The organism is Chitinophaga varians, assembly GCF_014529945.1.
GTDB classification, from domain to species: domain Bacteria; phylum Bacteroidota; class Bacteroidia; order Chitinophagales; family Chitinophagaceae; genus Chitinophaga; species Chitinophaga varians.
This window is the reverse complement of sequence record NZ_JACVFB010000003.1, coordinates 925,298-936,586: the sequence shown is the minus strand read 5'-3', so window position 1 is coordinate 936,586 and position 11,289 is coordinate 925,298. Positions and strand designations below refer to the sequence as shown.

Sequence of the window (11,289 nt, the reverse complement as noted above, 5' to 3'; positions counted from 1 at the left end):
TCCATGAAGATGAAAAGATTTTTTCTGCCTATAATAACCGTATTGCTGCTGGGCAGTTGTACGAAAGATTTTGACACCATCAATGAAGACCCTACCAAGGGAACGACCATTGCCCCAGGGCAGCAGTTGGCCGGTGCAGCCTACTTCCTCAGCGGTGGCCGTGAAGCCGGGTATACCAATATGTACCTCTTTCAACCGATGGTGCAGTATGTGAACGGCGCCTATGGCCAGCGTGCAGGCACCAAGTTTGTCCGCAACGATTTTTATAACGAAAGAGTCTGGGAGATCTTCTACAACCGCAGCCTCAAACAGCTGACAGACATGATGCAGCGCTGTGAAAAAGAGCCGCAGCTGGTGAATTATATCGCTGCGGGCCGCATTCTCCGGGCGTACATCTTCTCCATCCTGACAGACGCCTACGGCGATGTGCCTTACTTCGAAGCCGGACTGGCATTCTATAAAAACATCTATACCCCACGGTATGATAAGCAGGAAGATATTTACAATGACCTGTTTAAAGAGCTGAACGAGGCGGTTAAACAATTTGACGACAGCAAAGACAAAATACAGAACGATATCGTGTATCAGGGAGACCCTGCAAAATGGAAGCTGCTGGCCAATTCCCTGCGTTTGAGACTGGGCATGCGCCTTACCAAAGTGAATGAAGCCAAAGCCAAACAGGAAGTGCTGGCGGCCATTGCCGGTGGTACCTTCGCCAGCGCAGAGGATAATTTTAAGATGATCCATGAAGACTTTTCATATCCTGATCTCCGTGGAAATGGTTATTCACAGGCGTTGCAGGAAGTACAGACCTACAACTACGTACACGGCACTACGACTTTCGTGAATTACCTGAAGGCCGAAAATGATCCGCGGCTGGCATCTTTCTTTATCAACAGGGACGGTAGCGGTAAGGATATTACCCATCTGACCAATTATCTGCCTATCGCGCCCGGTTTGTACTGGTATGATGAATGGGCCGATTTTAAAGCCGCTGACGGCACCAATGTCCCGCATGGTAACAAATTCTGCAAGATCAATGCGCCGTTCTACCATCAGAAAGCACCTTTCCTGCATATCGGATATGCCGAAGTGGAATTCCTGAAAGCGGAAGCTGCCGCCCGTGGCTGGTCTGGCGCCGATGCCAATCAGCACTATCAGCAGGCTATCCGTGCGGCGATGAAGCAGCTGGAGCTGTATCCCGGTATGACACCGGTGGGCGGACAACAGGTGACCGACTTCGTCAACGCACACACGCTGACAACCGGCAAAGAGCTGGAACAGATCAATATGCAGAAATGGGTGGCGCTGTTCCCTAATGGCTACGAAGCATATGCTAATATGCGCCGCACCGGCTTTCCGGTGACACAACCGGTGAAAGACCCTCAGGGAGAATCCGTGACCGGCAAAGTAATGCCCCGCAGACTGTTTTACCCGTCCACAGAAGCGTTTAACAATACTAAGAATTACCAGGAAGCCATCGACAGGATAGGAGGGAAGAACGATTGGCTGAAAAGGGTATGGTGGGACAAATAACACGTTGTGACAGAAAAAAAGGACGTCTTCGATGAGACGTCCTTTTTTTATTCTTCTGACAGCTTCTGCTGATAGGCAGCTTTGAGATCTGCCAGCTCTTTATCATAATCTTCTCTGCCGGCAAAAGCGGCCGGGTTATATGGATCTCCGTCTTTATGTTTTTTATGCAGATCGAACTGACTGGCGTGTGCTGCCAGCCACAGATCGAAATTAATCCCGGGCATCGTGTTCAGCGTGTAGCCGTAATCTTTAGCCATGCCCGGATAGGTCGTTATCTCCGAAAATTTGCGGTTGATAATGATCGTCGGCATATTCGCCAGCAGTACCCTATACGTACGTTGATCATCTTTCACCTCAAAAATAAAGCTACAGGAACCAACGGTATGGCCGGGATGATGCAGCATCACCAGTTTCATGTCTCCCAGACGGATGGTGTCTTTATCATGTAAAATGCGGTTAACTTTCACTGGTTTGAAAGTGCTGACCGGCGTGACCAGGCCTCCTGATAGGTAGTCTGTTTTACCGCCTGTTTCCGCAACGCTGGCGTCGCCGGCATCCACCATAAACTGTGCGCCGGTTTTGCGCTGTATGGCGGCCATGGCTCCCATATGGTCGTAGTGGGCCTGCATGTTCAGCAGTATTTTAATGTCTTTGAAGTGAAAGCCCAGTGCTTCGATATTCTCCCGGATACTTTTCTCTGAGGCCGCCAGGCCGGTGTTCACCAGGATGTTCCCGTCGGAGGTGGTGATGAGGTAACTGGCAAGGTCGTACGTACCTACATAATAGAGGTTACCGGCGATGCGGAAGGATTTTTGTGGCTGGTTCCATTCGGGGGGTACCCGGGTAGGTTCCTGCACTTTCTGGGCATAGCTAATGCCTGTAGCACAAAGTCCTGTTATCAATAGAAACAGGCTCCGGACAAGGGTGTGTTGCATAGATGGAAAGGGTTGTGGGAATTGCATTCCAAAATTAACCGTTAATCCTCAGCCCGGAAAATCTTTCATGTTTTTTCTGAAAATTTTTCCGGATTCCTTACTGTCCGTCGCTGCCCAGTTGGCCATCGCCCAAAGGATGTCCCGTAAGGCCTTGCCTGATTTGGTGAGGCTGTAGGTCACATGCGGCGGGACAACCGGTTCTGCCTTGCGGCTGATCAGCTGATCTGCTTCCAGTTGTTTTAATTGCTGTATCAATACCTTCTCCGTGATGGTAGGCACCGATCTTTTCAGCTCCCCGTAACGCTTTGGCCCGGACAACAGATGAAACAGAATGATGGGTTTCCAGTAACCACCAATCTTTTCCATCACATAGGTGACGGGGCATACCTGGTACGCCAACTGCTTGTTGGCCTGAATAGTAGAACTTTCTTTAATCGCTGTCATGCTACATACTTTAGGGTAAGTACTAGTAAAAAAGTATGTACAAATATACCTTTGTTGCACAAATAAAAAATCAATTACTATGAAAATTACAATCACAGGATCATTAGGAAATGTAAGCAGACAATTAGCCATTAATCTGATCAGCAAAGGCCATCAGGTGACCGTTATCAGCCAGGATACAAATAAAGCAGCGCAGATAACCGCACTGGGCGCCGTAGCGGCCATTGGCTCTGTAAAAGACACGGCGTTTTTAACCAACGCATTCAGGGGTGCGGATGCAGTATATACCATGGTGCCACCACTTGCCACCTCTGAAGCTTATTATGATGAGGTGGCGGCCATCGCGGCCAACTATCGCCAGGCTCTGGCCGACGCGGGTGTAAAACATGTGGTGAACCTCAGCAGTATCGGCGCTCATGTACCCGCCGGCAATGGCTTATCCAGCGCATTTTACCGGGTGGAAGCTATCTTAAACGAGCTGCCGGATACAAACATCGTACACTTGCGCGCCGGCATGTTCTACACTAATTTTTATGGTAGCCTGAAAATGATCTTACAACAACAGATGCTCGGAAATAATTTTCCGGGAGATGCGCGGCTGGTACTGGTGCACCCGCATGATATTGCTGACGTGGCCACCACCTTGCTTTCCGATCTGACATTTACCGGTAAATCATTCCGGTATATGACCAGCGATGAAAAGACAGGTAATGAAATAGCGGCTATCTTTGGTCAGGTGACGGCACAGCCCATTCAATGGATACCATTCCCGGATGAAGCATTAAAACAGGGCGCCATGCAGAATGGTTTCTCTGCACATATGGCAGCGCTGTTCGCAGAGGTGGGTATCAGTATCGGACAAGGCCGATTGCTGGAAGATTATGAGAAAAATAAGATGGTGGCCGGAAAAAGGAAGTTTGAGGATTTTGCCGGAGAAATGCTGAAAGCAGCGGTGAACAGCTGATGTCCGCTTATTTTTATATCTTCCCTGAAAATATGACCTATGGGATTTTTTTCAGCGCTGCTGGGCAATGCAGGCACCGTTAGTCAACAAGAGCTAATAAAGGACTACGGCAAATTACTGACAGATACGGAGGTGATCGAGTTAGGCTTTAAGCTATTCAGGGATACTTTTATATTTACCAATAAGCGACTGATACTGGTGGATAAACAAGGTATTACCGGTAGTAAAACGGAATACAAGAGCGTATCGTATAAAAGCATCAGCCGCTTCAGCGTGGAAACCGCCGGTACTTTTGACCTGGATGCGGAACTGAAGATCTGGGTGAGCAGTGAGGTACAACCCAGTATTGTGAAAACATTCAACAAATCCGTGAATGTATATGAAGTACAGAAAGTGCTGGCCCATCACGTATTAGGATAAATATCACTTTGCTGTCTTTTTAAAAAAAGTCCGGCCCTGCATAAGGGCCGGACTTTTTTTTAGGGGTGTCTGCTGGATAACTTTAGGAGGTATTTTTTGTGATAAGAATGGGGGATAAGGCCTTTTCATGTCCCTTATAGGCAGGGGAAGATGTCTGTAATATGCCGACCACTAAAGTTTTTTTGGATGACTTACCTATGAAAGAGGACACAGCTATCTGATACGTTGTACACTGTGTCAAGCAAAAAGGGGCGCTTTTTCCAGAGCGACCTGTTTATCCTGACCATCCCGGAGCGACTGGCAAATCCGGATAAAAAAATATAATTTGGCCGCCTGTCGGCATTATATTCTTAAAACCAGCCCATGTCAACCGAAGAAGATCATCATAGCCTACAATGGGAGCGACTGCGGAGCGGCGACAAACAGGCCCTGTTTGCGCTGTACAACAGCACTTATCCGCATTTGTTGCGCTTTGGATTGAAGCTTTGTGGCAATGATGAACTGGTGAAAGACTGTATCACGCAGCTGTTTCTACAGCTTTGGAGCAAACAGGCGCAGCTGAAACCGGTGACCAACGTGCCCGCCTATCTGTTTACCGCCCTGAAGCGGCAGCTGCTCGACCAGCTGGCCTACCAGGCACGCATGCACGACGCCATCAGCCGTATGACCGGCAAAGAAGTCGAAAATGAGTTGTCCTATGAAGAGATCATTATCCGGGTGCAGCAGGACGATGAGATAAAACGACGCCTGTACGAAGCCATGAAAGCCCTGACACCCCGCCAGCAAGAGCTGGTACGCCTTAAATTTTTCGAGGGACTTAGTTATGAACAGATCGCCGCACAAACTTCCCAGACGGTGAAAACAGCCTACAATACCATCTACGACGCCATTAAAACCCTCCGGAAAAAATTTTCCTGAAAAAAATGCTTTTTGTCTAGGAAAAACGGCAGATCCTGCCGTCTGTATAGAAAAGGGTTAACTACATGAACTTCCAGGATTACGAGGCTATCGATTTTGCCTGTGATGAATCTTTCCAGCGTTATTGCCGGGAGGAACATGAAGCGGACATGGTTTTCTGGACCGAATGGGCCAAACAGCATCCTGAAAAAACAGCTGCCCTGGAAGAGGCCCGTCAGCTGGTAGCCTTATTGTCTGCCCGCCAGGGTGGGCGTATGGAGCAGCTGAAGCAGCTCCAGGATGGACTTGCACAATATGAGCGACTGCAACAGGCGTTGGAAGGGAGTTTGCCTGAACTACAGGAACCGGCTCCGGTTAACCGTTACCGTTATCTGCGGTACGCAGCTGTCATAGGCGGCGCCGTTCTCCTCGCCGCCGGTGGGTATTTTTTCAGCCGGCAGCAGCGTGCTGTGCCTGCATCGCGGGAAGTGGCCGTAGCCACTGTCATTTCCGCCGGTGATGAGCCACGCAAATCGGTGGTGCTACCCGACGGTTCCTCTCTGGTGTTGCGGAAAAACAGCCGGGTGGAGCTGGCAGCGGGGTTTAACCGCGTGAACCGCGAGCTGACCCTGACCGGCGAAGCTTTTTTCGACGTAGTGCAGGACGTGCACCGGCCGTTTATGGTGCATACCAGCGCCTTCGATATTAAAGTGCTGGGCACCGTATTTAACGTGAGCGCCTATACGGGGCATTCGTTGATGGAAGCAGCCCTGTTCCGCGGAAAAGTAGAGATCACCTGCGCGCAGGAACCTGCGCGGAAAATAGTACTGCAACCCAATCAAAAACTGACCGTAGCAGCTCCTGAAACCGGGAAAACAGCCGCCATACCGGTATTGAAGGTAGTGCCGCTGGATGCTGACCCTGTCAACCATAAAGCCCGGGAAATAGCCTGGGTCCGCAACCGGCTGGAGATAGAGAATGAGCCGCTGTCTGATATCGCAGGGAAACTGGAGCAGTGGTATGGTATCCGGATAGCCTTTGCGGATGACGCCGTGAAACAATACCGCTACTCCGGTACGTTCGAGAGTGAGACGGTACTCAAAGCACTGGACGCTTTACAGCTGTCCTACCCCTTCAACTTTAAAATGGTAAACGACACAATTATTATCAGTAAATAAATATCAACCAGTACAACCAAAATAAAAAGGGGAAGTGTTCGCACCATCTCCCCTGAAATTAGGCCAGATAATGTCCTGAACGATCATTAACTAAACCAACATCAAAGGTATGGTAAAACTTGTATTCCTGAAATGGAAAGGGAAGGCTGTTCCCGCCGGCAAACTGCTGCTCACTATGAAATTGACAATCTTTCTTTTTTTGACCTGTCTGCAAGTGCAGGCGGTATGTTTGGCTCAGGAAACGATCACCGTGCAGGTGAGAGAAACCAGTATCAGGCAGTTCCTGAAAACACTGGAGCATCAGACCTCTTACCGGTTTGTATTTCATGACAAAACATTGCCCGAAAACAACAAGGTGTCTGTTATCGCCAGGGACGCCTCGCTGGATGCCGTGCTCACACAGGCGCTGGCAGGCACTAACCTGGCCTGGTCCCAACGGGAAGACGGTCTCGTGGTGTTATATGCGGCCGACGCGCATAACAAACCCGCTGTGGACATGACTATCCGCGGTAAGGTACGGGGCATCGATAACCTGCCGCTGCCGGGGGTGACGGTAAGGGCTGTTGGCTCCAACGCTGGCGCACTCACCGCTGCTGACGGTAGTTATACGCTCACCGCTCCCGATCAGGTACGCGTGCTGCAATTCTCCCTGGTAGGATATACCACCCGCCAGGTAGACATCAGCGGCCGCCGTGAAATCAATATCACCCTCGAAGAAGATGTGAAAACATTGAACGCAGTAACGGTGACCGGTTATACGAACTATGCCCGTGACAAGTCTACCGCCTCCGCCGGTATCGTAGGCAGCGATAAGATCACCCAGGTGCCCATGGCCAGCTTTGAGCAGATACTACAAGGCCGCGTACCAGGTATGATGATATCGGCAGGCTCCGGTCAGCCGGGCGCTGCGGCTACCGTCACCGTTCGCGGCGTGGGTACCATTAACGGCAGCTCCTCAGTGCTCTACGTCATGGATGGCATCCCCATTGAAGCCGGTCAGTTTCAGGGCATCAATCCGGAAGACATTGCTTCGGTGACCGTGCTGAAAGATGCTTCCGCTAAAGCACTGTACGGCTCCCGCGGTTCTAATGGCGTTATCGTGATCACCACCAAAAAAGGGCAGGCAGGGAAATTGTCTTTCTCCTATAAATCGCAGTATGGTTTCTCCAATATGACGACGCCGAAGTTCAAAATGATGAACGCCAAAGAACACCTGCAATTCGAAGAGGAGATAGGGCTGGAAACCGGTTCCAATATCGGCCCCGGCTGGAAATTCTCCCCTAAAAATCCTGACTACGCCACCAAAAGCCCGGAGGAACAAAGGCAAGCCGATCATATACTCGACAGTCTGCGGAACGTCAACACCGACTGGCGTAAAATATTTCTGCGTACCGGTCAGTTCCAGGAGCATCAGCTGAGTGCCAGCGGGGGGAACGATAATATCCGTTTTTATAGCTCACTCAATTATTTTGATCAACAGGGTATCGCACTGCGCTCCGGCCTGAAACGTTACAGCCTGAAAAACAATGTGGACTTCAACGCGGGCCGGTTGACCGGTAACGTGAACGTTGCCCTGGCTTATTCCGAATCGTCCTTTATTGAGCGGGAAGCATCCAGCAGTGGCTCTAACCCGCTGGCAGCCGTGTATTATGCGTTGCCTTACGAATATCCCTACCTGCCCGATGGCACGCTGGTCACCAACTGGAACGATGATGTTTACCCGGTATATGATCTCCGTGAAGGCAGCAACGCTTTGGAAGCCCTGCTCAATACCAGCAACAAAGACAACCAGCTGAAAAGTATCATCGGTACTTCACTAAACTTCACTATTGCCAAAGGACTGGTGGCTAAAACAAGGCTGGGACTGGATTTTAGGGAGACGACCACCGAACGTTATGTAAATCCTGACTCCTATTCCGGTTACAAAGTAGACAACGGTGAAAAGGGCAGCTTTGGTGAAGGTACTACCCGTAACTTCACGCTGGTGACGACCTCCGGCCTGACCTATTCCAAAAATATCGCTGACCGCCATGACTTTGAAGTATCCGGTTATTTTGAATTCACGAAAAATAACTACCGTACTTTCAACTATACCGGCTTTGATCTGGATGGCCGTCTGCCAGCCACTCCGGCCGCTATTACGCCTGGTTCTCCTTTTGCACCGGTCGTAGGTGGCAGCCGCACCCGCAGCGCATTGGCTTCTTACATCGCTGTTGGTCGTTATACTTTTGATGAAAAATATACCCTCAACGCTTCCTTCCGCTATGATGGCGCTTCTACCGTACCTCCTTCCAACAGGTGGCATGGCTTCTATTCTGTAGGCATTGGCTGGGAAGTGAAGAAAGAGAACTTCCTCAAAGACGTGAGCTTTGTGGATAACCTGCGATTCCGTGCCAGCTATGGTACTTCTGCTAATCCGTTCTCTACACTCGGGCCCTTCGCTTATTTCCGCACTTACGGTACCGACCAGTATGCCGGTCGGCCGGCCATTGTGCCTTCGCAGCCCGGCAATCCCGGCTATGACTGGGAATACGCCAAAGAGCTGAATATCGGTTTTGATCTGGGCATCTGGGACAACCGTGTCCGTGTGGTGACAGACGTGTATAATAAAATCACCAACAACCTGTTCATCGAACAGCCGTTGTCCATTACTTCCGGCTTCAGTAGCATGTTCCTCAACTCCGGTGCTATGCGCAACCGCGGCATCGAGATGGACGTGCAGGTAGACGTCATCCGTAAAAAAGACTTTACCTGGAATGTGGGCTTTAACTTCGCTTACAATAAAAACGTCATCACTGATCTGGGCGGCGCCAGCGAGTTCACACAGGGCGATTCGAAAATTGTGCGTGTAGGCTTGCCTTACGGTTCTCACTATGCACCTAAATGGGCCGGTGTAGATCCGAAGACAGGCGACCCGCTGTACTACGACCGTAGCGGTAAGACGACCAGCGATTATAACGAGACCGCGCTGAGCGTAGCCGAATTTGGCACTTACATCCCGCCTTTCACCGGAGGTTTCAATACCGGCATCACGTACAAAGGTATTTATCTGAATGCGCTGTTCACTTTCGCAGATAAAACCATGCGTTATCTCAACGAAGATTATTACAACGAGAATCCGGCTTTTGCCAGCAGCAATCAGTCTGTCCGCATGTTGTACAACCGTTGGAAGAAACCCGGTGACAACGCCATCCTGCCTCGCTTTGATGCCAAACGTGGTTACTCTTCCCGCGATATACAGGATGCTTCCTATCTCCGTTTGCGTAACGTGAGCATCGGCTATAATTTCCCGAAGACGTTGTTATCGCAGCTGAAATTTATCCAGGGCGTGCAGGTTTTTGCGCAGGCGCAGAACCTCATCACCTGGACCAAATGGAAAAGCTTTGATCCGGAAAATAACAGTGGCGAAGGTCGTTTCGACTATCCCGCTGCCCGTACTTACACTTTCGGCCTGAATGTTAACTTTTAAATCCTGCTGTTCATGATCCGTTATATTCAACATACTGTTAAATACCTGGCGCTGGTGCTGCCGGTATGCCTGCTTTCGTGCAATAAGCAACTGGACCTGTCGCCTACCGATAATATCATCGATCCGGGAAGAACGTTCCGTAACGTGGCCGACCTGAATGGCGGCCTGCTCGGCGCTTACACGCGGCTCACCTACAATACTATCTACAACGTATCACTGGTGACCGACGAGTGCACGCTGCCCAGTGAAAACGGTACCGGTGGCGGGGTAGCCTCTTATCGCTGGCAGATAGACCCGAGCAATGGTACCATTACCGCTTCTTTTAATGAATATTATATCACCATCGACCGCGCTAACCGTGTGCTGGCCGCCCTGCCGCAGGTGCCTGCCAAAGGCGATGAAATAGCGAAGCGGGACCAATACCACGGCGAACTGCTGGCGTTGCGGGCGTATTGCCACTTCCAGCTGTTGCAGAGCTACGCGCAGGACTATACGCCAGGCGCACCTGGTGTACCATATATGGACATCTCCAAGATCAGTTCACCAGCCCGTAACACTTTCGCGGAAGTGATGGCGCGCATTGAAGACGACCTGAAAGCCGCCAAAAAGCTGATTCCTGCTTCATTTGATGATAATAGTCATATCACCCTGGCGGCAGTTTCAGCGATACAGGCACGGGTAGCCCTGTACGAAAAGAAATGGGGCGATGCTGTCACCTATGCCACAGAAGCCATTCAGGCGATGCCGCTGGCGGCACGTAATAAGTTTCCCGCTATCTGGAAAGATACCGATGAATCAGAAGTGATCTGGAAACTGAAACAGATGGCTGGTACCAACGATGATCTGATCGGCGGTGTTTATTTCAAAAAGCGTGTAGCCTTATATGTTCCTTCTTTTGAGTTGATCAAATTGTTTGACAAAGACAATGACGTGCGTTATGCGGCTTATATACAGTTTGATGACAGCCGTGGCGCCGGTAAATCCGCTTATATGGTGAATAAATATGCCGGCAGCGATGGTAATCCTGGTTTGGCAGACCTGAAGATGTTCCGTACCGGAGAGATGTATCTTATCCGTGCGGAAGCCGCGGCGGAGCTGGGCCAGAACGGTGATGCCGCCAATGATCTGAATGACCTGCGTGCCGCGCGTATTGATGGTTATACGCCGCAGGTGTTCGCTGATAAAGATGCACTGATCACAGCCATCTATACCGAACGTTTTAAAGAGCTGGCCTTTGAAGGGCATCGGTTGTTTGATTTGCGCAGACGTTCTTTACCGGTTACGCGGGAACCGGAAGATGCGGTGAATGCGTTGGGCGCGGTGCTGCTGAAGCCCGGACAACGGGGGTATGTGTTCCCGATACCGGACGCCGAAACCAAGGCGAATAAGAACATGCAGCAGAACCAACCTTATTAAATTACGAATTGCGAATTGCGAATTACGAAT

Annotated in this window: 9 protein-coding genes; 7 read left to right on the top strand and 2 right to left on the bottom strand. The window is 50.3% G+C overall.

What is annotated here, in order from left to right; genetic code table 11:
* Positions 1 to 9: 9 nt before the first annotated feature.
* Positions 10 to 1,536 carry a SusD/RagB family nutrient-binding outer membrane lipoprotein gene (locus ICL55_RS18180; protein WP_188099842.1) on the top strand — a complete coding sequence of 509 codons (1,527 nt, stop codon included), beginning with the start codon at positions 10 to 12 and terminating at the stop codon, positions 1,534 to 1,536.
* A gap of 47 nt (positions 1,537 to 1,583) precedes the next feature.
* Here ICL55_RS18180 and bla read toward each other — a convergent pair whose 3' ends face one another.
* Together bla and ICL55_RS18170 are read right to left on the bottom strand one after the other, a co-directional pair.
* Positions 1,584 to 2,471, bottom strand: a complete 888-nt coding sequence (gene bla, locus ICL55_RS18175) for a subclass B3 metallo-beta-lactamase (protein ID WP_188099839.1) — start codon at positions 2,469 to 2,471, stop codon at positions 1,584 to 1,586.
* A 48-nt stretch (positions 2,472 to 2,519) separates the two neighbouring features.
* Positions 2,520 to 2,915, bottom strand: coding sequence for a winged helix-turn-helix transcriptional regulator (locus ICL55_RS18170; RefSeq protein WP_188099836.1), 396 nt, complete (start codon positions 2,913 to 2,915; stop codon positions 2,520 to 2,522).
* Between the two features lie 79 nt (positions 2,916 to 2,994).
* On the opposite strand from ICL55_RS18170, the gene ICL55_RS18165 reads away from it, so the two are divergent.
* The 6 genes from ICL55_RS18165 to ICL55_RS18140 all read left to right on the top strand — a co-directional run bounded on the left by ICL55_RS18165 (position 2,995) and on the right by ICL55_RS18140 (position 11,259).
* Positions 2,995 to 3,879, top strand: coding sequence for an NmrA family NAD(P)-binding protein (locus tag ICL55_RS18165; protein WP_188099833.1), 885 nt, complete (start codon positions 2,995 to 2,997; stop codon positions 3,877 to 3,879).
* Between the two features lie 39 nt (positions 3,880 to 3,918).
* Positions 3,919 to 4,299 carry a PH domain-containing protein gene (locus ICL55_RS18160; RefSeq protein WP_188099831.1) on the top strand — a complete coding sequence of 127 codons (381 nt, stop codon included), beginning with the start codon at positions 3,919 to 3,921 and terminating at the stop codon, positions 4,297 to 4,299.
* Positions 4,300 to 4,662: 363 nt separating this feature from the next.
* On the top strand, positions 4,663 to 5,217 hold the full coding sequence (locus tag ICL55_RS18155; RefSeq protein ID WP_188099829.1) for an RNA polymerase sigma factor: 555 nt from the start codon (positions 4,663 to 4,665) through the stop codon (positions 5,215 to 5,217).
* Positions 5,218 to 5,282: 65 nt separating this feature from the next.
* A complete protein-coding gene (locus ICL55_RS18150) occupies positions 5,283 to 6,374 on the top strand; it encodes a FecR family protein (protein ID WP_188099827.1) in 1,092 nt (363 codons plus the stop codon).
* Between the two features lie 109 nt (positions 6,375 to 6,483).
* Positions 6,484 to 9,843: a SusC/RagA family TonB-linked outer membrane protein gene (locus tag ICL55_RS18145; protein WP_223151493.1), complete on the top strand. Its 3,360-nt coding sequence runs from the start codon at positions 6,484 to 6,486 to the stop codon at positions 9,841 to 9,843.
* 12 nt (positions 9,844 to 9,855) lie between these two features.
* Positions 9,856 to 11,259, top strand: coding sequence for a RagB/SusD family nutrient uptake outer membrane protein (locus tag ICL55_RS18140; protein WP_188099825.1), 1,404 nt, complete (start codon positions 9,856 to 9,858; stop codon positions 11,257 to 11,259).
* Positions 11,260 to 11,289: the final 30 nt, after the last annotated feature.

Excerpts from the sequence above, each read along its gene's own strand:
- ICL55_RS18160 (WP_188099831.1), top strand. The coding sequence starts at position 3,919 with ATGGGATTTTTTTCAGCGCTGCTGGGCAATGCAGGCACCGTTAGTCAA.
- ICL55_RS18140 (WP_188099825.1), top strand. The coding sequence starts at position 9,856 with ATGATCCGTTATATTCAACATACTGTTAAATACCTGGCGCTGGTGCTG.
- bla (WP_188099839.1), bottom strand. The coding sequence starts at position 2,471 with ATGCAACACACCCTTGTCCGGAGCCTGTTTCTATTGATAACAGGACTT.
- ICL55_RS18145 (WP_223151493.1), top strand. The coding sequence starts at position 6,484 with ATGGTAAAACTTGTATTCCTGAAATGGAAAGGGAAGGCTGTTCCCGCC.
- ICL55_RS18150 (WP_188099827.1), top strand. The coding sequence starts at position 5,283 with ATGAACTTCCAGGATTACGAGGCTATCGATTTTGCCTGTGATGAATCT.
- ICL55_RS18165 (WP_188099833.1), top strand. The coding sequence starts at position 2,995 with ATGAAAATTACAATCACAGGATCATTAGGAAATGTAAGCAGACAATTA.
- ICL55_RS18180 (WP_188099842.1), top strand. The coding sequence starts at position 10 with ATGAAAAGATTTTTTCTGCCTATAATAACCGTATTGCTGCTGGGCAGT.
- ICL55_RS18170 (WP_188099836.1), bottom strand. The coding sequence starts at position 2,915 with ATGACAGCGATTAAAGAAAGTTCTACTATTCAGGCCAACAAGCAGTTG.
- ICL55_RS18155 (WP_188099829.1), top strand. The coding sequence starts at position 4,663 with ATGTCAACCGAAGAAGATCATCATAGCCTACAATGGGAGCGACTGCGG.